Here is a 20,963-nt window from a genome sequence, read left to right on the forward strand (position 1 = left end):
TGCGACATTGCCGCCCTGCGCAACCTGGCGCGGGTGGACGTGCGGGTGAACGAACTGGTCAAATACATGCTCACCCCGGTGTGCGGCGGCTTCATGCCGCCGCAGGGCATGTCCCGGTTCCTGGAGCAGGACCTTGGCCTCGACCCCGGGCAGGTGACCGGCTTCCGCTACCGCGGCTATGGCTGCCCCGGCCTGACCCGGGTTGAGATGGCGGACGGCACCGTGGTTGAGAAGCGCTATACCGATTTCTGGGGCACGGACGAGAGCATGTGGGTGCTGCCGTTCCGCTGCAAGGTCTGCCCGGATGGCATTGGCGAGGCCGCTGACATCGCCGCCTCCGACACCTGGCCCGGCGGCTCACCCGATCCTGAGACCGAGGATGAGGATCCCGGCACCAACGCCATCATCATTCGCACCGCCCGCGGCGCGGAGCTGGTGCGGCGGGCAGTGGAGGCGGGCTATCTGACTGTCACCGGCGAAGTGGGACCACGCTACATGGATAGCGTCCAGCCGCATCAGCGCAGCAAGAAACTCGCAGCCGGCGCCCGCCATGAGGGCTTGCGCGCCGAGGGCAAGACCGTGCCCCGCACCGCCCGCCTGCGGCTGGATGCGCTGATGCAGGAGCTGGGAGAGGAAGACACGGCCCGTCAGCGCGACGGCACGCGGGAGCGGGTGCGCATTGGCAAGGCCTCCGAGCCCACGCCCAAGCCGCGGGTGTGACCTGAGATTTGGCCTGAAAGCATTAGGTCTTAGGGGCGGCGGTCCAAGCCGAGGCCCGCTGCAGGAGACCGCACTCCCGGCGGTTCCAGTTATGCCGCACACAATGTCTTAGGGAGTCACCATGCGGAGGAACTGGCGGCTCCGCGGCGCGGCACTCGGGTCACTTGGTCAGGCAGCCTGATGCCGCCAATGCAACGCCTCACCGGAAAGAGCGCGCGGGAAAACCGGTGCGGCCAGTGGCTTGCTGATGTGTGAGTTGCTTGAGAAGATTTGGTGGAGCCTAGGGGAGTCGAACCCCTGACCTCTTGCATGCCATGCAAGCGCTCTCCCAACTGAGCTAAGGCCCCAAACCTATCCGCTTTTCCGTGTCCGTTCCGTTTCCGGTGCGGCCCGTCTTGCGGTGTGAGCGTCGTTTACGGGACGGCGGCGCGGGCTGCAAGCGGAAAATGCGCCGGGTCCAAATTTTTTTCCGGGCAGCGCCGGAGCGCGGTCCGGGGAAGGCCGTGCGCTTCCCCGAACAGCTTGAATGGCCTCAGGAATCGTCCTCAGGCGACGACATGTCGGCGATGTCGTCCAGCGAGACGTTGTCATCATCATCGTCATCATCCAGGACATCGTCGCCCAGATCCATGTCGACGGCGTCGTCATCGTCCAGAACGACGTCATCGGCGTCCATGTTCTCTTTGGCCTTCAGGGTGGCTGCGTCTTCGGCATCCGCCTCGATCATCCGCGTCTTGCCGGTGTCCAGCTCGACAACCTCGCCGGTGTAGGGGCTGACGATCGGGTTCTTGTTCAGGTCATAAAAGCGCTTGCCAGTGGTGGGGCAGACGCGCTTTACACCCCATTCTTCCTTGGGCATGTGGATCCCCTTGATTTACTGGTGAGTCGTATCGACGATTCCGGTGCCTTGCCATATGAGGGGGGCACTGTCAAAGCCAAAGCCTGGAAAGGGGCGCACGCATGGCCGAACATCACCTGCCCGGGGACCCGCCGGTGCCGCTGACCCTGCGCCGGTCTGCCCGGGCGCGGCGGATCAGCCTGCGGATCTCCTCGCTCGACGGGCGGGTGACGCTGACCCTGCCCAAAAGCCTGCCGGAACAGGCCGCGCTGGCCTTTGCCGAGGAGAAGGCAGACTGGATCCGCGGCCATCTGCAAAAGCATCCCGAGGCGGTGCAGGCGGGGTTTGGCGCGGTGCTGCCGATCGACGGCCAGAACCGGGTGGTCGAACGCACCCAAGGGCGGCGCATCCAGCTGGAGGCCGGGCGGATCGCGGTGCCGGGGAGCAGCCCGGCACGGCCGCTGCAGCGCTACCTCAAGGAGCTGGCGCGCAACCGCCTGGCCGAGGCTTCCGATTTCTATGCCGCCCGCCTGGGCAAGGGCTACAGCCGCCTGACCCTGCGCGACACCCGCTCGCGCTGGGGCTCCTGCACTGCGGACGGCGGGCTGATGTATTCCTGGCGGCTGATCCTGGCGCCGCCCGCGGTGCTGCGCTATGTCGCCGCCCATGAGGTGGCGCATCTGCAGGAGATGAACCACTCGGCGGCCTTCTGGGCGGTGGTGGAGCGTCTGTACGGCCGCTACGAGGATCCCCGCGCCTGGCTTCGGGAAAACGGCGCCAGCCTGCACCGCTACCGGTTCGGCGAATAAACTCAGTGCTTTGCGGGCCGGGCTGCGCGGGCTAAGCTCGCGTCACGTTACCGTTTCCAGTTGCCCCGGTTCCTGAGGCCAGCCCGTGCAAGACAAACCGCAAAGACGCCTTGCTGCCATCTTCGTGCTGGATGTCTCCGGCTTCAGCCGCCTGATGGCCGAGGATGACGCCGGCACGCTCAACCAGGTCCTGGCGCAGCAGCAAAGCCTGATCGCCCCTGCGATCCGCAGCCACCAGGGCCGCATCGTCAAGCTGATGGGCGACGGGGTGCTGGCCATCTTTCCCAGCGTGATCTCGGCGGTGGAGGCCGCGGCGGAGGTGCAGGCAGGCGCCGCCCGCAACCGCCATCTGCAGCTGCGGATCGGCATTACCCTGGGTGAGGTGCTGATTGCCCAGGGCGATGTTTACGGCGATGACGTCAATATCGCTGCCCGGCTGGAGGCGCTGGCGCCGTTGGGCGGGGTGGCGCTGTCGGCCGCCGCCTACGGCCAGGTGCAGGGCCGCATCCCTTATGCGTTCGAGGATCTGGGCCTGCATGAGGTCAAGAACATTCCGGAACCGGTGCATGTTTACGTGCTGGGGCAGGAGCTGACATCGCTGCCCAGCCTGCGCCGCAGCACGCCGCCGCCAAAACCCAAGCAGGCCAAGCCGCACAGGGCCCTGCGGCCTGCGGTTCTGCTCTTGGCGGGCTGTCTTGGGGCCGCCACCGCTGTGGCAGGGCTGTGGGGCTGGCAGCAGGCCGCGCGCCAGAACAGCGCGGCGGCAGTGGCCCCCGGCAAGCCGGCCGCGGCGTCTTTCGAGGGCCGCCCGCTGATCGCCGTGCTGCCTTTCACCGCTGGCAAACTGCAGCCCGCTCTTGCCCATGCGGTGTCGGAAGATGTGATCCGCAGCCTGGCCCCGGCCGGGGAGCTCAGCGTCATTGCCCCCGCGAGCACCCGCGCTGCCGAGGGCCTGCTGCCCGCCGAAGCGGCAGCGCTTCTGGGGGCGGATTTCGTCGTCACCGGCCACCTGCCGGGGACACTGCAGGAAGGCGTGAGGCTGGAAATCCGCCAGGCCGGCGCCGGGGCGGAGCCGCTCAGCATCCTGCCGCCGCAGCCGCAGGATAAGGTTTCGGGACTGGCGCCCAGTCTGGCGGCAAGCGTGATCCACTACTTCGGGAAACCGCTTCCGGACCTCAGCCGTATTGAGACCGCGGATGGGGCGGTGCTGCAGCTGTTCACCGCCCGCAGCCTGATGCTGCAGGGCGACCGCAGCGGCGCGGAGCAGGCCTTGCAACGGGCGTTGCAGATGGCGCCGGAGTGGCCGGAGGCGCAGGCGCTTGCCGCTATGTGGCACCTGGATCCGCTGACCGGCCCGGTGGCCAGCCTGCCGCAGCGTGCTGCTGAGGCCGCACGGATGACCGCAGGCCTGCCGCGTGGGGCCGCGGTCCTGCAGATGCGGGCAGTGGCGGCGCAATTTGCGGGCCAATCCGCCGAGGCGCTGCAGCTGGCCGAAACTCTGGCAGAAGACTACCCCAATGACGCTTCGGGCCAGCTGACACGCGCCTGGCTGCTGCATCTGGCGGGGCAGGGCGGTGCGGCGCAAAAGGTGCTGGATCAGCTCCGCCGTCTCGACCCGCTGCCGCAGCCGGCCGTTCTGACCGTGCAGTCCGCCGTCAGCCTTGCCGCCGGGCAGGAAGCGCAGGCCGCGGCCGCCGCCGCCGAAGCCCTGGCGCTGGAGCCCGCGGCCCAGCATGCCCTGGTTCTGCATTGCGCCAGCCTCGCCGCGCAGGGCAGTTTTGACGAGGCCGCAGCGGTCTGCGCCAGGCTCGCGGGCGCGCCGCTGACGCTGGATCAGGCCACGGCCGGCTTTCCTTATTCCGCAAAAGCCCCGCTGCGGCGGCTGCGCACCGGTCTCAGCCTCGCCGGGCTGTCCGGGCGCCCGTGACGGGTTTTGCGATTGGATCCCGTGATCCAGCGCGCGGATCTGTCCGCTTGACCGCCGCGCGCTTTGTGATCACATGAGGGTATGAATCTGACTGCCCGCTCTTCCCAGGATACCGCAACTGCCTCCGCCCCGGCCCATGACCGCGTCTACCGCACCCTGCGCACACGCATCATGCATGGCGAGATCACGCCGGGCGCCGCGCTCACCCTGCGCGGCATCGGCCGTGAGTTCGAGGTCTCGATGACCCCCGCCCGCGAGGCGGTGCGGCGGCTGGCGGCCGAAGGCGCGCTGTTCCTGTCCTCCTCGGGGCGGGTGTCGACGCCGGAACTCAGCAACGAACGGATCGAGGAACTGGCCGCCCTGCGCGCGCTCTTGGAGGTGGAGCTGGCCAGCCGCGCCCTGCCGCGGGCCCATATCGCGCTGATCGACCGGCTGCAGATGATCAACACAACGGTGGCAGAAATGGTCTCCAAACGCGATGCGGTCGGCTATATCCGCACCAATCTGGAATTTCACCGCACCCTCTACCTGCGCGCCCAGGCGCCGGCGATGCTGGCCATGGCGGAAACCGTCTGGCTGCAGCTCGGCCCCACCATGCGGGCGCTCTACGGCCGGCTGCGCCGTACCGACCCGCCGCAGAACCACCGCCTGATCATTGCCGCGCTCAAAGCTGGCGATGAGCCGGGCCTGCGCCTGGCAGTGCGCTCCGATGTCACCCAGGGGCTACGGCTGCTGGCGGGGTAGGGACTGGGTCAGCTCTTTTCCAGCGCCGCGCGCAGGGTTTCGGTTGTGCGGCCGGCGGCCTTTGGCACGATCCGATACAGAGCATTGACCAGGCAGAACAGGGCAAATCCCAGCAGGCCAAAACAGAGAACCGTCACCAGTATCCGGCCATACACCTTGTCATGCAGCCAGTCGAACGCGGTGCCGATGCCGCCCGCAGGCGCGCTGGAAGCAAACAAGGCCGCCTGCAGGATCAGCAAGCCGATGATGGCTATGACCACCCCGTTCGCTGCCAGCCCAGCCTTCAGTGCCGTGTTCATGTGAAGCGTCGCCGGGTTTGCGCGCAGGTGGTCGCGGTAGCCTTCCCGCCAGGCCTTGCGGATGTAATACCCGCCAGCCCCAATGGTCAGGACCCCCGCCACGGCCAGCGCGGTCTGCCCGGCAGCGCTGTTGAAATAGCCGCTCAGGCCGCCGCCTTCCGAGGCGTCGCCGGAGCCGGTCAGAACCGTCAGCGCCAGAATGCCAAGGCCCAGGTGGATCAGTCCGGTCACGATCATTCCGGCGCGTGCGATCAGCCCCTTCGCGCCGCTGCCATAGGCTTCCAGGTCCCAGAAACTGTCCGCCATGCGCCAGACCGCATAGGCAAACAGACCGATGGTGATGAGTATGATCACCACCGTGCCCCAGCCGCCCTGCAGCCATTCCAGCGCCGCGGCCGTGCCCTTGGCCTCGCCGCCCTGCCAGATCGACCACAGCGACACACCGGCCACGGCCAGGTAGACCAAGGCCCGTCCGGCATACCCGGTCCGCATGATGGGGACTGCCCAAGCGAAATCCGAAGGGTCCACATCCTGCAGGCGTTTGCGGCGGGCATCGGTCAAAAAGCTGTCGGGTGTCATGGCATCAAATCCCGGCTGGGCAAAGGGAGGGCTTTCCCTGACTCAATGCGCCAAACCCGGATTTGTTCCCGCGCCCCCGCCGCAGCGGCGGCCGAGCCCTGACTCGCTGCTGCCCCAAGACAGGTGAAAGCAGCCCTGGAAAAACAGCTGGAGGCTTAATCTTGCTGGCTGAGCCGGGTGACAAAAAGACCCAACTTCGTCCCGCTGCCTTCTGCGATTATTCTGGAGCCCGGTTGCAGGCCCTGAACGAATCCCGCCGGGAAGTTGCATATTTTGCTCCAAGCGAAAGGCATGTTTTCAACTTTCACAGGGTCGCGGCATTTACCGGCCTTTTTAAGTTCGGCGTCCGATACGGTGTACTCTGCTTGGCTCTCGACGCCCGCGGCCATTGCTGCCGCAAGGGGGATGCCCATTGAGACGGATTGGCTGACAAACATGAAGCCGAGCACCGGGGAGAATCCGACGATAAGAAACTTCATGATCACGCCGTGTTTGCGGGGTTGCATCTTCATCCCCTTCAGAACGGCGAAGGGCGCGGCCGCGGCGGCCATCCCGCCAAGGATCGTGGCTGCCAATTGGGTCTGATTGACCCACTGCACCGACGGCAAGAACTGGTACCCGAGTTTGCTGCTGATGACCGGGAGCGCGCCCAATAAGACGATACCGATGACTAGGTACGCGAAAATGCGGACACTGCGCGGGCGCTCGGGGCGATCAGCCATAATTGCCTCCACCAACGGAATTTCTGAAAACGTTGAAACAAAGAGATTTGCAAAACCCGGCCTCTCAGCCGGGTTTTTTCAGTTTTGAATTTTGCCCTAGCTTACGCCGCCAGCCCCTTGGAGCCGATGGCCAGAAACTTCTGGCGCCGGTCCTTGATCAGTTCGGCTGCGTCCTTGTCCTTCAGCTCGTCCAGCATTTCCTGGATGGCGGTGCTGACAGACTTGATCGCCGCCTTGGGATCGCGGTGCGCGCCGCCCAGCGGTTCCGGAATGATCCGGTCGTTGACGCCCAGCTTGTTCAGATCCTGCGCGGTCAGCCGCAGCGCTTCCGCCGCTTCGCGCATCTTCTCCGCATCCTTCCACAGGATCGAGGCGCAGCCCTCCGGCGAGATTACCGAATAGATCGAATGCTCCAGCATCGCCACGCGGTTTGCGGTGGCAAAGGCCACAGCGCCGCCGGAGCCGCCTTCGCCGATGATCACCGAAATCAGCGGCACGCCGATCTTCAGGCACATCTCGGTCGAGCGCGCAATCGCTTCCGACTGGCCGCGCTCCTCAGCGCCCTTGCCGGGATAGGCGCCAGCGGTGTCCACCAGGGTGATCACCGGCAGCTTGAACCGGCTGGCCATCTCCATCAGCCGCACTGCCTTGCGGTAGCCCTCGGGACGGGCCATGCCGAAATTGCGCTCGATCCGCGATTTGGTATCGCTGCCCTTCTCATGGCCGATCACCATCACCGGCTGGTCGTTGAACCGCGCCAGGCCGCCCATCACCGCCAGGTCATCGGCAAAGTTCCGGTCGCCGGCCAGCGGCGTGTACTCGGTGAACAGCGCCTCGATATAGTCCTTGCAGTGCGGCCGCTCCGGATGCCGCGCCACCTGGCATTTGCGCCAGGGCGTCAGGTTCTTGTAGAGGTCCTTCAGCAGCTGCGCCGCCTTGGCGTCCAGCGCCTTGGCCTCATCCGCCACATCCATTTCCTCGTTCGCGCGCGCCAGCGCCCGCAGCTCTTCCGCCTTGCCTTCGATTTCAGCCAGCGGTTTTTCGAATTCCAGATACTGGGTCATGTTGCCTCTGCTCTGCAGGTTTGCAGCTATATGGCCTTCTGCGCCGCAAGATGCAACTCAGCAAGATTTGTGATCTGCTGCCGTGGCATCAGGTGAGGGCAGAGAATGACAGGGGAGGCGCCGCCGATGGCCGCCAGCTACGAAGACCGGATCCTGCGGGTCCTGGCCTACATCCACGACAACACCGATGGCGACCTGTCGCTGGACCGGCTCGCGGACGTGGCGGCGATGTCGCGGTTCCATTGGCACCGGGTGTTCCGCGCCCTGACCGGTGAAACCTGCGCCCAGGCGGTGCGCCGCATCCGCCTGCACCGGGCAGCCAGCTGGCTGGTGATGTCGGACATGCCCATCGCCCGGGTGGCTGCCCGGGCGGGCTATCCGAACCAGGGCAGCTTCTCCCGCGCATTCTCTGAGTCCTACGGCAGCAGCCCGGCGGCCTTCCGCCGCGATGGCCAGGTGCGGCTGCCGAACCCAACCCTCAGAACAGGAAGCTATCCGATGCATGACGTGATCATCCGCACCGACCCCGCCCGCCGCCTCGCAGGCCTGCCGCACAAAGGCGCCTACCACGAAATCGGCAAGAGTTTCGAGGCCTTCGGCGCCGTCTGCGAAAGCCGCCGGCTCTGGCCGCGCTTCGGCGCGGTGCTGGGAGTGTATTTCGACAGCCCCGACGATGTGGCGGAGGCCGAGCTGCGCAGCTTCGCGGGCGCCGAGTTCGCAGGTGAGGCCCTGCCCGAAGGCATGGATGAGGTATCGCTGCCCGGCGGCAAGGCGGCTGTGCTCACGTACAAGGGGCCTTATTCCGGCCTTGCCGCCGCCTATCACAGCCTGTTCGGCAACTGGCTGCCCGAGTCCGGTGAAGAGCCCGCCGATCACCCTTGTTACGAGGTCTATCTCAACGATCCCCGCGACACAGCGCCTGAGGATCTGCTGACCGAGATCTGCCTGCCCTTGAAGTAAGGGCGCTGCCCGCCCTCTCTGCGGGGGCGGGCGCTCCACCGCTCCGGACCGCGGGACTGCTCCGCCTTACTGCGGCCAGATCACCGGATAGAGCGAGGCCACCAGCAGCACCGACATGGTCCAGTTGAACAGCACCAGCCGCCGAGGGCTGGTCAGGAAACGCGCCATCTGCTGCCCCAGCACCGTCCAGGAGCCGACCGACGGCAGATTGATGGCGCCAAAGATCACGCCCACCAGCAAGATCGCCGCCAGCGTCTGATCCGGCGTATAGGCGCTGATCGCGGTCAGAGCCATCGCCCAGGCCTTGGGGTTCACCCACTGAAACGCCGCCGCCTGCAGGAATGTCATCGGGCGGCCTTCAGCCCCCTTGGCCTCCACCGGCGCCGCGTTGGCGATCTTCCACGCCAGCCACAGCAGGTAGATCACCGACACCACCTTCAGCACCGTGTAGCTGACCGGGACGGCGTCAAACACCTGCACCAGCCCGGCGCCGACCAGCAGCACCATGAACACGAACCCCAAGGCCACCCCCAGCATATGCGGGATGGTGCGGCGGAAGCCGAAGTTGGCCCCCGAGGCCATCAGCATCAGGTTATTCGGCCCCGGCGTGATCGAGGAGACAAAGGCAAACAGTGCCAGCGCGGTGAGGAGTTCATAAGTCATGCGCAGAATGCTTGCGTGAAAACCGCCAAATGTAATTGCGTTTTGCAGCGCATCGCCTCTATTTTCGCAATCAATGGCGAAAAGTGACCGGATAAACCAGCAGATATTGCAAGAGCTTTCCCGCGATGGCCGGATCAGCAACCTGGAGCTGGCGGAGCGTGTGGGGCTGTCACCCTCCGCCTGCCTGCGACGGGTACAGGAGCTGGAGCGCGCAGGCGTCATCACGGGCTACCGCGCGGTGCTGGACAGGCAGAAGATGGGGGTCGGCTTTGTGACCTACATCGGCGTCGGCTTGGGCGAGCACACCAAGGAGGCGCAGGAAGCCTTTGAACGCGCCATGCAGGCGGCGCCGGAAGTGGTGGAATGCCACAATATCACCGGCACCATCGAATACCTGTTGCGCGTCGAATGCGCCGACCTGCCCAGCTACAAGCGCTTCCACACCGACATTCTCGGCACGTCTCCCTACGTCACCGCGATCACCACCTATGTGGTAATGGGCTCGCCCAAGGACATGCGGGCGTGATCCTTGGCGGCTTCGGGATTTTGAGTATTTAGGCAAAGAGGAAGTCCTGGACCTTCGCTTCGCTTCTTCTTCGTCCCAATACTCATTACGCGACGGTGGCCGCAGGCGCGCGGCTGCGGGTGTTGCGCAACCGGCGTACGCTGCTCTCACCCGATCTTAACCCGCCAAAGGCAGTCTTGGCCCCGGTCGCGATCACTTGCCGGGGCTTGGCTCCCCGGCACCCTTGGAACCGGACTCCCGCCTGGCAGCGGGGTCATGCAGAGACAACGTTTAGCATGCGGGCGGATACGCCCGTCCATCTCCGCCATATTGGCGGCGCCGCCAATCCTTACCGCTTTCGCTGAACCGGAACATGGCAAAAGGCAAATACGGAACAGACACACCGGCAGGGCAGGGGCCTTGGCCGGGCGAAGGTGCGTGACCCGCAGGGCGGGCGATTCCGCCCACCCTACAGAAGCGCTTCAATCGCAATCTCCGGCGAGGCCAGCACCGGGACCGGCACCTGCTGCCGCAGCGGCTCTGCCGCCCCGGCCATCGAGGCCTGCGCCAGCACGACGCAACCAAATTCCATCGCACCTGCCGCCTCTGCAACATCGCCTGCGATGGCCGCCGCGAATCCGGCACCGTTCCCGGCTTCGAACAGCGGCCAGTGCTGGCTCAGATCCAGGCAGGTGAGCTGCGGATCGCGCGCCCCGAAGGCCCGCCGCAGCAGCGCTTCCGAGGGCTCCACCGTGCTCTGCAGGCAATAGGCCATCAGCACCGGCCCGCCGAGGCGTGCGGCTTCCTGCATCATCGGCCAGTCGATGCGGGTGGCGCCGGCGTCCTCCGCTGCCGGCCCAAGGGTGGTGCAGGTGCACAGGACCGGTCCTTCCGCCGCTGCGACAGCCGCGGCGATCTCCGCCTTCAGGGCCGCGCCGATGCCGTTCTGTGCCTGTTCCAGCCAGTCGGCGCGCACCTGCTGTTCCAGCACGGACTCCGGCGCCAGTGCGCGAAAGGTTTCCACATGCACCTCTGCCGTATGCAGCAACGTCAAATCAGGCATCATTCCCTCCAAACGAAAAAGGCGCCCCAGCGGGACGCCCTTGATTTCTTTGGTTGCGGACCGGCGTCAGCTGCCCGCAATCAGTTCGGCCTGCGCCACAATCACCTCAGCCTGCTTGATCGAGGCGATATCGACAAGACGCCCCTTGTAAACCGTAGCGCCGGCGCCGGAGGCCTTGGCCTCTTCCATCGCCGCCAGGATCTCGCGGGCTTCCTGAACCGCCTCGTCAGAGGGGGTGAACACCTGGTTGGCCAGCGCAATCTGGCTGGGGTGGATGGCCCATTTGCCGACCATGCCCAGGGTCGCGGAGCGTTTCGCCTGCGCGATGTAACCGTCCTCGTCGGAGAAATCCCCGAACGGCCCGTCGACCGGCAGGATGCCATGGGTGCGGCAGGCGGCGACGATAGCGGCCTGGGCCCAATGCCACGGATCGGACCAGTGCTTCTGACCCTCGCGGATCATGTAGTAGTTTTCCTGGGTGCCACCGATGCCGGTGGTCTGCATCCCCATCGAGGCGGCGAAATCCGCAGCGCCCAGGCTCATCGCTTGCAGCCGGGGGGAGGATTTGGCGATCTCCTCAACATGGGCGATGCCCGCCGCCGACTCGATGATCACCTCAAAGGACACCGGCTTGGTGCGGCCCTTGGCGCGCTCGATAGCGGTGACCAGCGCGTCCACCGCATAGACATCCTCGGCGCAGCCCACCTTGGGGATCATGATCTGGTCCAACCGGTCGCCCGCCTGCTCCAGGATGTCCACCACGTCGCGGTACCAGTAGGGCGTGTCCAGCCCGTTGATCCGCACCGACAGATACTTGCTGCCCCAGTCCACATTGTTGATCGCCTCGATCACATTGGCGCGGGCCTGGTCCTTGTCGGCGGGCGCCACCGAATCCTCAAGATCGAGGTTGATCACATCGGCCGCCGAGGCCGCCATCTTCTCGAACAGCTTGACCTTGGAGCCGGGGCCGAACAGCTGGCAGCGGTTGGGGCGCGCAGGGGCTGCGGGCTGGATGCGGAATGACATGCGGAAACCTCCCGGGGTAAGGAAATTGCAGAATTTTCATTCCCGGAGTTATTAAATTGCGCAGCCTGTGGCAAGCGGATTTTGCACTTGCGGCAAGAGACGCCGCGTTGCGGCAATCCTGTTTGCGCCCTTTCCGTCGCAAACCTGCGCGCAACCGCCGCCGCCCGCGCCCTAGGGGTGGGGCAAGGCGCCGGCCGCAAGCCCCGGTGCGGGAAGGAGATTCATGAGACGCGCATTGATCGAGAACTGGGCCCTGTTCCTGGGCATGCTGCTGCTGATGGTCGGGAACGGGCTGCTGGTGACCCTGCTGACCATCCGCGGCGCGACGCTGGGATTTACCGAGCTCGAAATCTCGGTCATGCAGTCCTGCTATCCGCTGGGGGCGCTGGCCGGCACCATGCTGACGCCGCGGCTGATCGAGAAAGTGGGGCATATCCGGGTGTTCTCGGCGCTGGCCTCGATGGTTTCGGTCGCGGCGATTGCCCACCTGCTGACTTCGGACCCCTACAGCTGGGCCGCGATGCGGCTGCTGGCGGGGTTCTGTTTCCCGGGGCTCTATGTGATCACCGAAAGCTGGCTGAACGCGAAATCGGTGAACCGCATCCGGGCGCAGGTGCTGTCGGTCTATTTCATCATCCAGACCGCGGGCCCGGCCATCGGCACCGCCATGGTGGGTCTGCCCGACCCGTCCGGCAATCTGCTGTTCGGGGTGACCTCGATCCTGCTGTCGGTGGCTATTGTGCCGCTCTTGCTGTCGGGCAACCGGGCGCCGGAGTACAGCGCGCCGGACCGGATGCCGGTCACCCGGCTCTACAAGGTGTCGCCGATGACCGTGCTGGGCATCGTGATCATGGGCGCCGGGGTGGTGGCCTGGTACATCAGCCTGCCGCTCTATGCGCTGCAACTGGGCTTCAGCGAGGCACAGGCCTCCGGCGTGCTGGTGGTGGCGCTGATTGCCTCGGCGCTGGTGCAGTACCCGGTGGGCTGGCTGTCGGACCGCACCGACCGGCGCTATGTGGTGATAGCGCTTTCCGGCATTTCTGTACTGGCGGCGCTTTGGATGGCAGTGGACACGTCGCCCTCGCGCGTGGTCATCGGGTTTTCGGTCATCGCCGCCACGACGCTGCCGGTCTATTCGATCCTGGCGGCTCACGCCAATGACCACCTGCAGCCGGGCCAGGTTGTCCCGGCCAGCGGCACCATGGCGTTCCTGTTGCAGCTGGGCCAGTTCTTCGGGATCCTCATCGGCCCCAACATGCTCCGCCTGGCGGACGGCCGCGGGCTGCAATACCTGCTGATCGGCGTCGGTATCGCCGTTGCGCTGATCGCCATTGCGCGGCGCGCCAGCGCGGATGCGCCAGAGGATACCGGTGAATTCCAGGCAATGGGGGTGATCGGGGTTGCCCAGCCCGGTGCGTTCCAAGCCGAATCCTGGCTAGAGGGGGAGGAAACGCCCGGAACCGGAGCAGGGTTCGAAGAATCTTCGAAGCATGGGTGATATTGCCGGACAATTTCGCCGAGAAGAAACTTTCTTGCGCGATTTCGAGAGGACTTTGCGTGAAATTCGCCGGACATTGGCGCGACCTGTTATACTGGAAGGATGAGCGCGATGATCGAGACCCCTTATCTGCTGTTTCTGGGCGACGCGCCTGACATGCTGGCCGCCAAGGTTGCCATCGGCATCCGCGACTGGCGCCCCGACCACGCGGTCGGCCAGATCAGCCTGCCGGGCTGCGGCGCCGACCTGGGCCTGAAGGAGCTGACCCTGGCCGAGGCCAAGGCAGCCGGCGCCAAGACCCTGGTGATCGGTGTGGCCAACCGCGGCGGCGTGATTTCGCCCGCGTGGAAGGAAGTCCTGATCGAAGCGCTGGAAATGGGCTATGACCTGGCCTCCGGCCTGCACAACCTGCTGCGCGACGAGGGCGACCTGGTCGCGGCCGCCCAGACCCACGGCGGCACCCTGCACGACGTGCGCGTGCCCACCGTCGGCTACCCGATCGCCAACGGCAAGAACCGAACCGGCAAGCGCTGCCTGGCCGTCGGCACCGACTGCTCGGTCGGCAAGATGTATACCGCCATGGCGATGGACGCCGAGATGCAGAAGCGCGGCCTGAAGTCGACCTTCCGCGCTACCGGCCAGACCGGCATCCTGATCACCGGCCACGGCGTGCCGCTGGACGCGGTTGTGGCGGACTTCATGGCGGGCTCCATCGAGTATCTGACCCCGGACAACGACGACGACCACTGGGACCTGATCGAGGGCCAGGGCTCGCTGTTTCACGTCTCCTACTCGGGTGTCACCATGGCGCTGGTGCACGGCGGCCAGCCGGATGCGCTGATCCTGTGCCACGAGCCGACCCGCACCCATATGCGCGGCCTGCCGGATTATGACGTGCCGACCCTGGAAGAGCTGCGCGAAGTGGCGCTGCCGCTGGCCCAGCGGGCCAACCCGGCCTGCCAGATCGTCGGCATCTCGGTGAACACCCAGCACCTGACCGAAGACGAGGCGGTGAAATACCTGGCCGAGGTCGAAGAGCGCATGGGCCTGCCCGCCGTCGACCCGTACCGCCACGGCGCCGGCCGCCTGGTGGACGCGCTGGCCGCAGTCTGATCTAACAGCCCCGCCGGAGGCGCGTGCCGTTAGGTCAGGCGCCTCCGGCGGGAGTATTTTTGGAAAGATGAAAAGGCAGGTGCCCGTTGGCCGGGCGTCGCGCCAGGGCCCGCCGCCTGCGGTGGGCCGCAGGAAAGGGCAGTTTCATGAACATCACCGTCACCCCGGACGTCTTCAAACTGGCGCAGGTCTTCACCATCTCGCGCGGCTCGCGCACCGAGGCCAAGGTGCTGACCGTGCGGGTGGAAAAGGACGGCGTCACCGGCTGGGGCGAATGCGTGCCCTATGCCCGCTACAACGAGACGCTGGAAAGCGTGACCGCCGAGATCGAAGGCCTGCCCGCCGATTTCACCCGGCAAGAGCTGCAAACGCTGCTGCCCGCCGGTGCAGCTCGCAATGCGGTCGACTGCGCGCTGTGGGATCTGGAGGCGAAACAGGCCGGCAAGCGGGTTTGGGAACTGGCAGGATTGCCCGTGCCGGGGCCGGAGATCACAGCCTATACGCTGTCGCTGGACACACCGGAAAACATGCAAAAGCAGGCGGCGGAGAACGCCCACCGGCCGCTCTTGAAGATCAAGCTCGGCACCCCCGACGACATGCCCCGCCTGGAAGCGGTGCGCGCGGGCGCGCCGGAAGCCAAGATCATCATCGACGCCAATGAGGGCTGGTCGGCTGAGGTTTATGCCGAGCTCGCGCCGCATTTGGCGCGGCTGGGCGTGGAACTGGTGGAGCAGCCGCTGCCCGCAGGCGAGGACGAGGCCCTGATCGGCATGGAGCGCCCGGTGCCGGTCTGCGCCGATGAGAGCTGCCATGACCGCGAGAGCCTGCCCAAGCTCAAGGGCAAATATGACGTGGTCAACATCAAGCTGGACAAGACCGGCGGCCTGACGGAAGCGCTGAAGCTGCGCGAGCAGGCGCTGGCAGAGGGCTACCAGGTGATGGTGGGCTGCATGGTCGGCTCGTCGCTGGCGATGGCGCCCGCGACGCTTGTGGCGCAGGGTGCGGCGGTTACGGATCTTGACGGGCCGCTGCTTCTGGCCGAAGACCGCGAGGAACCTTTGACATTTGACGCCGCCGGGGTGCATCCGCCGAAGGCAGAACTCTGGGGCTGAGGAGACTACACATGACCCGTACCGTTTTTGTGAATGGCGAATACCTGCCGGAAAATGAGGCCAAGGTCTCGATCTTCGACCGCGGCTTCCTGTTTGCCGATGCGGTTTATGAGGTGACCTCGGTTCTCGACGGCAAGCTGATCGATTTCGACGGCCACGCCGTGCGCCTGGAGCGCTCCTTGAAAGAGCTGGACATGGCCTCGCCCTGCTCCAAGGAGGAGCTCTTGGAAATCCACCGCAAGCTGGTGGAGCTGAACGGCATCGAGGAAGGCCTGGTTTACCTGCAGGTCTCCCGCGGCTCCGACGGCGACCGGGATTTCGTGTTCCCCTCCGCCGATACCCCGCCGTCGCTGGTGCTGTTCACTCAGAACAAGCCGGGCCTGGCCGACAGCCCCGCCGCCAGGAAAGGCGCCAAGATCATCTCGATCGAGGACATCCGCTGGGGCCGCCGCGACATCAAGACCGTGCAGCTGCTGTATCCGTCGATGGGCAAGATGATGGCCAAGAAGGCCGGTGCCGATGATGCTTGGCTGATCGAGGACGGTTATGTGACCGAAGGCACCTCCAACAACGCCTATTACGTCAAGAACGGCAAGATCGTGACCCGGCCGCTCAGCAACGACATCCTGCACGGCATCACCCGCGCCGCGGTGCTGCGTCTGGCTGCCGAGGCGCAGATGGAGATTGAAGAGCGCCTTTTCACCATCGAGGAAGCCAAGGAAGCGGATGAGGCCTTCACCACCTCCGCCAGCGCCTTTGTGATGCCGGTGGTGGAAATCGACGGCGTGCAGCTGGGCGACGGCACTCCCGGCCCGATCGCCAAGCGCCTGCGCGAGATCTACCTGGAAGAAAGCCGCAAGAAAGCCGTCTGAGGCTGCTTGCCGGACCGGATTGGAAAGCCGCCCCCCAAGGGCGGCTTTCTTCATTTCAGGGGAATCGCGTGGGGTCATTCCGGACGGTAAAATTGCGTGAAAGGCGTATCTTCCGGTGCCGCACGCCGAGGCATATTTTACCAGCCGTCAACAATGGCCGCGCTTGCCGCCGAACTGTCGCTCGAAACCGGCTCTTCCGTTCAGGATTTTAACTAATTTTACACAAAATGGGCACGTCAACGGCGAAATAGGATAGTCTGGAACGCAATTGAAGAGGCGCCGGGAAACGGGCCGCCTGCTCAAGCAACCAGCCGCGGAGGTGCCAGATGGAACAGTGTTGTCAGCCGGAAATTGGTCAGGTGGCGGCAGTCCAGGCTGCGGAGCCCAGCGACGCCGAAATTCTTGCGGCCGTCCGCCGGGTTTTGACCGCCGAAGAGGTGGAGCATCCCGATTATGCGCAGGCGTCCGCAGGCCGGCGCTGGCTTGCCGGCTGGCTGCCGGACGCGGACCGCCCGGCCGGAGGTTCGCTGGCGGCACGGCTGGTTGGCAGGTTCCGCGGTTAGGCGCGCTTTGGGGGGAGCGCGCCCTGCCGCGGACCGGCGGCCCGGTATTTGTTAAAGGTATTCGTTGCGAAGGCCGCCCGTTTTGGGCGGCCTTTTTGCTTGCAGTGCAATGGGGAAGGCAGAGGCTGCGGCGGAATGTGGTAGCCTTGGCGGCAAACCAGGCGGGGGGAGGGGCGCAGATGCTGAACCGTATACTGATGCTGCTGGCGGCGGTGCTGATTGCTGCCCCCGCAGGAGCGGCGGAAGGAGCGGCGGGCTGCGGCGGCGAAACCCCCTGCCGGATCGCGGGCGGCGAATACCACATGGCCCTGCCGGACGGCTGGCAGGGCGGGCCCGCGGTGATGTTTCTGCATGGTTACGGCAGCAGCGGCGCCAAGGTGATCGCGAATAAGGGGCTGGTCGAGGCCTTTACCGGGCGGGGCTATGCGGTGATTGCCCCCAACGGCCTGCCTTGGCGGCAGGGCAAGCCCTCCGACTGGTCGGTGCGCGACGGCTGGAACACCTATCCGCGCAATGATGCGGCGTTCCTGCGCGATGTGCTGGCGGATGCCGCCGCCCGCGCCGGTGCCGATCCGGACCGGCTGCTGCTGAGCGGCTTTTCCCGCGGCGGGTCGATGGTCTGGGACATGGCCTGTCTGGCGCCGGAGTTTGCGGCGGCCTACGCGGCAGTGTCCGGCGGCTTCTGGCTGCCGATGACGCAGCAGTGCAGAGGCCCGGTACAGCTGCTGCATATCCACGGATTTGCCGACGAGGTTGTGCCGCTGGAAGGCCGGGCGATCCCGGGTTCGGAAGCCGGCGTGGTGCAGGCCGACATCTGGGAGGGGCTGCAGCTGTGGCGGCGGGAGAACAGCTGTCCCAGCAACGCCGCGGAGCATGAGGACGCAGACGGGGTCTGGCGCAAGCGCTGGCAGTGCGAGGCGGGTGGGCTGGAGCTGATCCTGCACAAGGGAGGGCATGGCCTGCCCAAGGGCTGGAGCGCCATGGCGCTGGACTGGTTCGAAAGCCTGGAGCGCTGAGCCGGGCGGGGCAGGGATGCCCCGTCCGCATGTTCAGCCGTTTTCTGTCAGCCGCTGCCTGAAGAACCCCAGGATTTCATCCCGCGCCGCCAGGGTTGGGTGCCCTGCCTCATCCACCAGATGGGCAGTCACCACGCTGTGCGGCGTAGGGACATGTTTGGCAAAGAAGGGCGGAACCTCCGTGGCGGCGGCGCTGTCCGGCAGGGTGCGGGCGTCGAAGCGGTCTCCCAGCGCCTCGGCATAGGCAGCAAAGCGCTGGGCCTGGCAAAAGGCGTCGCCCTCGAACCGGTAAGCAAGAACAGTCAGATCCTCGCGCTCCAGCCGTTCGCGCACCGCCGCAAGCTCCTCCGGCGGGCTCTCCAGCCCGGCAGGGGCGTCCAGCGGCAGCGAGGGCTGCGACAGGACCGGGGCCAGAACCGAGGCCTCCAGCATCATCGACAGCGCAAAATTGCCGGTAAAACACATGCCGATGGCGCCGGTGCCGGGACCGCCGCATTCGCCGTGCGCCAGCCGCGCCAGCGCCCGCAGCCATTTGGTCACCGGGCTGGGACCATTGCCCGCAAAGGCCCGGAACTCGGCGCTGACGCAGGCGCGGCGGAACACCCCGGCGCCGTCCTCCGCCGAGGCTACCGTGCCGTCCCGGCCGAACAGCGACGGCATGTAGACAGTAAAGCCAGCATCGCGCACCCAGCGGGCGAAGCGGGCCACATGCGGGCTGATCCCCGGCATTTCCGCCATCACGATCACCGCCGGGCCGCGGCCTGAGACATGCACGGTCTTCTCCGTGCCGTTGAGGGTGATCCGGCGCGGCTCGAAATCCTCAAGCGGGTCGTCACGGTCCATCGGGCGTTGGGTCATCGGCGGGTCTCCTGTTGCTGGCGAATCTGAGTATCAATTTTGAACTCAGATAGAAATCCCCTATCTGGGTCTGCATGTCAAACTCAGATTCCGAATCCCCGTTCCGCCGCCGTGCCCTGGTGCCCAAGGACCTCTGCCCGATGGCGCTGGCCGCGGAGATCCTGGGCGACCGCTGGACGCTGCTGATCCTGCGCGAGGCGTTCTATGGGGTGTGCCGCTATGACGACATGCGCGAGGACCTGCAGGCGCCCCGCTCGACGCTGACGGACCGGCTCAACCGGCTGGTCGGGCAGGGGCTGCTGGAGAAGCGGCCCTATCAGGAGCCGGGCGACCGGGTGCGCGAGGCCTATGTGCTGACGGAGGCGGGCCGCGGTCTGGCGCTGACCTTCCTGGCGCTGGCGCAATGGGGCGAGGAGCATGTGATCCGCGGCGCCGCGCCGGTGCAGGCGGTGGACCGGGAGACCGGCGCGCCGTTGCGGGTGCTGCTGGCAGAGGCGGACGGCACCCCGGCTGATCCCTCCCGTGCTGCCCTGCGCAAGCGGGAGGAGTGAACTGGCAGATCGGCCAGCCTGCTGCCCTTTCACCTTTGTGCAAATACTCCGGGGTGAATTGGCCGCGAGGCCAAGAGGGGCAGCGCCCCTCCTCCACCGTTGCTCCCGGCCCGAAAACGACGCAGATGATGGCGGAAACGGACCGGTAACCGCCGGCCGCCGCGCCTAGCCTTGCTGAAACAGGGAGGACAGTCCATGCGGCCATTTGAAGGAGTGCGGGTTCTCGACCTGACCCATGTGTATGCCGGGCCCTTTGCGGCCTATCAGCTGGCGGCGCTGGGCGCCGAGGTGATCAAGATCGAGCCAGCGGCCCAGCCCGACATGACCCGGGGTGAGGGCGTTGATCCTGAGCTGAACGCGCAAGGCATGGGGCTGGCGTTTCAGGCCCAGGCGGCGGGCAAGAAATGCCTGGCGCTGGATCTGGCCGGTTCCGAAGGCCAGGAGATCTTTGCCCGGCTGGTGGAGACGGCCGATGTGGTGGTGCTGAATTACACGCTGCCAGCGGTGCAGCGGCTGGGCCTCACCTATGAGCGGCTGGCAGAGCTGAAACCGGACCTGATCTACTGCGCCATCAGCGGTTTCGGGCAGCAAGGGCCGAAAGCGGAGCACCCCGCTTACGACACGGTGATCCAGGCCTTCAGCGGCATCATGGCAGCCAATGGCGAGGCCGGGCAGGACCCGTTGCGGGTGGGGCCAGCGATGGTGGATTACGGCACCGGTGCACAGGCGGCGCTGGCGATCAGCGCTGCGCTTTATGGCCGGGCGGTGACCGGGCAGGGGCGCTATATCGACGTGGCGATGGCGGATACGGCGCTGATGCTGCAGAACTCCGGCACCTGCCAGGCGCTGCACACCGGCAAGGGGCCGCGCCCGCATGGCAACCGGGATCCTTCGCTGGCGGGCTATGCCGCCTATCAGACGGCGGCGGGCACCTTGATGATCGGGGCCTATACCAACAAGCAGATGGCGGCGCTGATGCGCACCGTTGGCCGCCCGGCGGAGGCGGAGGCGATTGCCAATACTCCCAGGGCAGAGATCGCCGCCCGCCGGACCTGGGACGCCGAAGTCCTGGCAGAGTTGATGCTGACCCGCACTGCGGCGGAATGGGAGGAGCTGCTGAACGCCCACCACGTGCCCGCTGCCCGGGTGCGGTATCTGGAGGAAAGCCTGACCGAGCCGCATTACCAGGCCCGCGGCGCGGTGCAGGAGGTCGAGGGGCAGAAACTGGCGGTTGCGGGGTTCGCCTACGGCCACGGCAGCCCGGCGCTGGATCACGGCCCGCGTGCGCATGGCGCCGATAGTGCCGAAGTGCTGGCGGGGATCGGCATCACACCGGAGGCCTTCGCAGCGCTCAAGTCCCGCGGCGTGGTGGCCTGACCGCCCGGCCCGGTCTTTTCACAAACGGAGCGCTCCCGCCTGCAGGACCTGCATTGAAAATGCAGCTCCCTCAGTTGGGCCCGG

The 20,963-nt window shown here is 66.2% G+C and carries 22 protein-coding genes and 1 tRNA gene; 14 read left to right on the top strand and 9 right to left on the bottom strand.

Features of this window, described 5'->3' with window-relative positions; all coding sequences use genetic code 11:
* On the top strand, positions 1-720 hold a 720-nt coding region (locus ACFMBG_RS02535; protein ID WP_421053161.1), incomplete at its 5' end, for a Coenzyme F420 hydrogenase/dehydrogenase, beta subunit C-terminal domain.
* Between the two features lie 271 nt (positions 721-991).
* On the opposite strand, the gene ACFMBG_RS02540 is transcribed toward ACFMBG_RS02535, so the two are convergent.
* Positions 992-1,067: transfer RNA gene (locus ACFMBG_RS02540), tRNA-Ala, on the bottom strand.
* 185 nt (positions 1,068-1,252) lie between these two features.
* Positions 1,253-1,579, bottom strand: a complete 327-nt coding sequence (locus ACFMBG_RS02545) for a TIGR02300 family protein (protein ID WP_421053162.1) — start codon at positions 1,577-1,579, stop codon at positions 1,253-1,255.
* Positions 1,580-1,680: 101 nt separating this feature from the next.
* On the opposite strand from ACFMBG_RS02545, the gene ACFMBG_RS02550 reads away from it, so the two are divergent.
* The 3 genes from ACFMBG_RS02550 to ACFMBG_RS02560 all read left to right on the top strand — a co-directional run bounded on the left by ACFMBG_RS02550 (position 1,681) and on the right by ACFMBG_RS02560 (position 5,038).
* On the top strand, positions 1,681-2,367 hold the full coding sequence (locus tag ACFMBG_RS02550; protein ID WP_421053163.1) for a M48 family metallopeptidase: 687 nt from the start codon (positions 1,681-1,683) through the stop codon (positions 2,365-2,367).
* A gap of 85 nt (positions 2,368-2,452) precedes the next feature.
* Positions 2,453-4,294 carry an adenylate/guanylate cyclase domain-containing protein gene (locus tag ACFMBG_RS02555; protein WP_421053164.1) on the top strand — a complete coding sequence of 614 codons (1,842 nt, stop codon included), beginning with the start codon at positions 2,453-2,455 and terminating at the stop codon, positions 4,292-4,294.
* 81 nt (positions 4,295-4,375) lie between these two features.
* A complete protein-coding gene (locus ACFMBG_RS02560) occupies positions 4,376-5,038 on the top strand; it encodes a GntR family transcriptional regulator (RefSeq protein ID WP_421053165.1) in 663 nt (220 codons plus the stop codon).
* Positions 5,039-5,046: 8 nt separating this feature from the next.
* Here the strand turns inward: ACFMBG_RS02560 and ACFMBG_RS02565 are convergent, their stop codons facing one another.
* From ACFMBG_RS02565 to ACFMBG_RS02575, 3 genes are all read right to left on the bottom strand, one after another.
* A complete protein-coding gene (locus ACFMBG_RS02565; protein ID WP_421053166.1) occupies positions 5,047-5,916 on the bottom strand; it encodes a DUF1206 domain-containing protein in 870 nt (289 codons plus the stop codon).
* Between the two features lie 155 nt (positions 5,917-6,071).
* A complete protein-coding gene (locus ACFMBG_RS02570) occupies positions 6,072-6,638 on the bottom strand; it encodes a hypothetical protein (protein ID WP_421053167.1) in 567 nt (188 codons plus the stop codon).
* Positions 6,639-6,739: 101 nt separating this feature from the next.
* Positions 6,740-7,702 carry an acetyl-CoA carboxylase carboxyltransferase subunit alpha gene (locus ACFMBG_RS02575; protein ID WP_421053168.1) on the bottom strand — a complete coding sequence of 321 codons (963 nt, stop codon included), beginning with the start codon at positions 7,700-7,702 and terminating at the stop codon, positions 6,740-6,742.
* 126 nt (positions 7,703-7,828) lie between these two features.
* On the opposite strand from ACFMBG_RS02575, the gene ACFMBG_RS02580 reads away from it, so the two are divergent.
* The gene (locus tag ACFMBG_RS02580) at positions 7,829-8,662 is read left to right on the top strand and encodes an AraC family transcriptional regulator (RefSeq protein ID WP_421053182.1); all 834 of its coding nucleotides are present in this window, start codon (positions 7,829-7,831) and stop codon (positions 8,660-8,662) included.
* Positions 8,663-8,728: 66 nt separating this feature from the next.
* Here the strand turns inward: ACFMBG_RS02580 and ACFMBG_RS02585 are convergent, their stop codons facing one another.
* Positions 8,729-9,325 carry a LysE family translocator gene (locus tag ACFMBG_RS02585; protein ID WP_421053169.1) on the bottom strand — a complete coding sequence of 199 codons (597 nt, stop codon included), beginning with the start codon at positions 9,323-9,325 and terminating at the stop codon, positions 8,729-8,731.
* Positions 9,326-9,398: 73 nt separating this feature from the next.
* On the opposite strand from ACFMBG_RS02585, the gene ACFMBG_RS02590 reads away from it, so the two are divergent.
* Entirely contained in the window at positions 9,399-9,851 is a 453-nt protein-coding gene (locus ACFMBG_RS02590; protein WP_421053170.1) for an Lrp/AsnC family transcriptional regulator, read from the top strand.
* Between the two features lie 448 nt (positions 9,852-10,299).
* Here ACFMBG_RS02590 and ACFMBG_RS02595 read toward each other — a convergent pair whose 3' ends face one another.
* Both ACFMBG_RS02595 and ACFMBG_RS02600 read right to left on the bottom strand, forming a co-directional pair.
* Complete coding sequence (locus ACFMBG_RS02595) at positions 10,300-10,893, bottom strand: hypothetical protein (protein WP_421053171.1); 594 nt, start codon at positions 10,891-10,893, stop codon at positions 10,300-10,302.
* A gap of 66 nt (positions 10,894-10,959) precedes the next feature.
* On the bottom strand, positions 10,960-11,919 hold the full coding sequence (locus ACFMBG_RS02600; RefSeq protein ID WP_421053172.1) for an L-malyl-CoA/beta-methylmalyl-CoA lyase: 960 nt from the start codon (positions 11,917-11,919) through the stop codon (positions 10,960-10,962).
* A gap of 223 nt (positions 11,920-12,142) precedes the next feature.
* Here ACFMBG_RS02600 and ACFMBG_RS02605 point away from each other — a divergent pair, with 223 nt between their 5' ends.
* The 6 genes from ACFMBG_RS02605 to ACFMBG_RS02630 all read left to right on the top strand — a co-directional run bounded on the left by ACFMBG_RS02605 (position 12,143) and on the right by ACFMBG_RS02630 (position 18,093).
* Entirely contained in the window at positions 12,143-13,417 is a 1,275-nt protein-coding gene (locus ACFMBG_RS02605) for an MFS transporter (RefSeq protein ID WP_421053173.1), read from the top strand.
* 111 nt (positions 13,418-13,528) lie between these two features.
* Positions 13,529-14,530 (top strand): N-acetyltransferase DgcN, encoded by a 1,002-nt coding sequence (dgcN, locus tag ACFMBG_RS02610; protein ID WP_421053174.1) that lies wholly within the window; start codon positions 13,529-13,531, stop codon positions 14,528-14,530.
* Between the two features lie 146 nt (positions 14,531-14,676).
* Positions 14,677-15,642 carry an N-acetyl-D-Glu racemase DgcA gene (gene dgcA / locus ACFMBG_RS02615; protein WP_421053175.1) on the top strand — a complete coding sequence of 322 codons (966 nt, stop codon included), beginning with the start codon at positions 14,677-14,679 and terminating at the stop codon, positions 15,640-15,642.
* Positions 15,643-15,653: 11 nt separating this feature from the next.
* Positions 15,654-16,514: a D-amino-acid transaminase gene (locus tag ACFMBG_RS02620; protein ID WP_421053176.1), complete on the top strand. Its 861-nt coding sequence runs from the start codon at positions 15,654-15,656 to the stop codon at positions 16,512-16,514.
* 326 nt (positions 16,515-16,840) lie between these two features.
* Entirely contained in the window at positions 16,841-17,077 is a 237-nt protein-coding gene (locus tag ACFMBG_RS02625) for a hypothetical protein (RefSeq protein ID WP_421053177.1), read from the top strand.
* Between the two features lie 179 nt (positions 17,078-17,256).
* Positions 17,257-18,093, top strand: a complete 837-nt coding sequence (locus ACFMBG_RS02630; RefSeq protein ID WP_421053178.1) for a CE1 family esterase — start codon at positions 17,257-17,259, stop codon at positions 18,091-18,093.
* A 33-nt stretch (positions 18,094-18,126) separates the two neighbouring features.
* Here the strand turns inward: ACFMBG_RS02630 and ACFMBG_RS02635 are convergent, their stop codons facing one another.
* Positions 18,127-18,951: a dienelactone hydrolase family protein gene (locus ACFMBG_RS02635; protein WP_421053179.1), complete on the bottom strand. Its 825-nt coding sequence runs from the start codon at positions 18,949-18,951 to the stop codon at positions 18,127-18,129.
* A 74-nt stretch (positions 18,952-19,025) separates the two neighbouring features.
* Here ACFMBG_RS02635 and ACFMBG_RS02640 point away from each other — a divergent pair, with 74 nt between their 5' ends.
* Complete coding sequence (locus ACFMBG_RS02640) at positions 19,026-19,502, top strand: winged helix-turn-helix transcriptional regulator (protein ID WP_421053180.1); 477 nt, start codon at positions 19,026-19,028, stop codon at positions 19,500-19,502.
* Positions 19,503-19,697: 195 nt separating this feature from the next.
* Positions 19,698-20,879 (top strand): CaiB/BaiF CoA transferase family protein, encoded by a 1,182-nt coding sequence (locus ACFMBG_RS02645; RefSeq protein ID WP_421053181.1) that lies wholly within the window; start codon positions 19,698-19,700, stop codon positions 20,877-20,879.
* Positions 20,880-20,963 lie beyond the last annotated feature (84 nt).

This window comes from Leisingera coralii (genome assembly GCF_049056525.1).
GTDB lineage: Bacteria > Pseudomonadota > Alphaproteobacteria > Rhodobacterales > Rhodobacteraceae > Leisingera > Leisingera coralii.

Bases quoted from the DNA above. Each gene is read 5' to 3' on its own strand.
- ACFMBG_RS02545 (WP_421053162.1), bottom strand. From the start codon at position 1,579: ATGCCCAAGGAAGAATGGGGTGTAAAGCGCGTCTGCCCCACCACTGGC.
- ACFMBG_RS02550 (WP_421053163.1), top strand. From the start codon at position 1,681: ATGGCCGAACATCACCTGCCCGGGGACCCGCCGGTGCCGCTGACCCTG.
- ACFMBG_RS02560 (WP_421053165.1), top strand. From the start codon at position 4,376: ATGAATCTGACTGCCCGCTCTTCCCAGGATACCGCAACTGCCTCCGCC.
- ACFMBG_RS02565 (WP_421053166.1), bottom strand. From the start codon at position 5,916: ATGACACCCGACAGCTTTTTGACCGATGCCCGCCGCAAACGCCTGCAG.
- ACFMBG_RS02570 (WP_421053167.1), bottom strand. From the start codon at position 6,638: ATGGCTGATCGCCCCGAGCGCCCGCGCAGTGTCCGCATTTTCGCGTAC.
- ACFMBG_RS02575 (WP_421053168.1), bottom strand. From the start codon at position 7,702: ATGACCCAGTATCTGGAATTCGAAAAACCGCTGGCTGAAATCGAAGGC.
- ACFMBG_RS02580 (WP_421053182.1), top strand. From the start codon at position 7,829: ATGGCCGCCAGCTACGAAGACCGGATCCTGCGGGTCCTGGCCTACATC.
- ACFMBG_RS02585 (WP_421053169.1), bottom strand. From the start codon at position 9,325: ATGACTTATGAACTCCTCACCGCGCTGGCACTGTTTGCCTTTGTCTCC.
- ACFMBG_RS02590 (WP_421053170.1), top strand. From the start codon at position 9,399: ATGGCGAAAAGTGACCGGATAAACCAGCAGATATTGCAAGAGCTTTCC.
- ACFMBG_RS02595 (WP_421053171.1), bottom strand. From the start codon at position 10,893: ATGCCTGATTTGACGTTGCTGCATACGGCAGAGGTGCATGTGGAAACC.
- ACFMBG_RS02600 (WP_421053172.1), bottom strand. From the start codon at position 11,919: ATGTCATTCCGCATCCAGCCCGCAGCCCCTGCGCGCCCCAACCGCTGC.
- ACFMBG_RS02605 (WP_421053173.1), top strand. From the start codon at position 12,143: ATGAGACGCGCATTGATCGAGAACTGGGCCCTGTTCCTGGGCATGCTG.
- dgcN (WP_421053174.1), top strand. From the start codon at position 13,529: ATGATCGAGACCCCTTATCTGCTGTTTCTGGGCGACGCGCCTGACATG.
- dgcA (WP_421053175.1), top strand. From the start codon at position 14,677: ATGAACATCACCGTCACCCCGGACGTCTTCAAACTGGCGCAGGTCTTC.
- ACFMBG_RS02620 (WP_421053176.1), top strand. From the start codon at position 15,654: ATGACCCGTACCGTTTTTGTGAATGGCGAATACCTGCCGGAAAATGAG.
- ACFMBG_RS02625 (WP_421053177.1), top strand. From the start codon at position 16,841: ATGGAACAGTGTTGTCAGCCGGAAATTGGTCAGGTGGCGGCAGTCCAG.
- ACFMBG_RS02630 (WP_421053178.1), top strand. From the start codon at position 17,257: ATGCTGAACCGTATACTGATGCTGCTGGCGGCGGTGCTGATTGCTGCC.
- ACFMBG_RS02635 (WP_421053179.1), bottom strand. From the start codon at position 18,951: ATGACCCAACGCCCGATGGACCGTGACGACCCGCTTGAGGATTTCGAG.
- ACFMBG_RS02640 (WP_421053180.1), top strand. From the start codon at position 19,026: ATGTCAAACTCAGATTCCGAATCCCCGTTCCGCCGCCGTGCCCTGGTG.
- ACFMBG_RS02645 (WP_421053181.1), top strand. From the start codon at position 19,698: ATGCGGCCATTTGAAGGAGTGCGGGTTCTCGACCTGACCCATGTGTAT.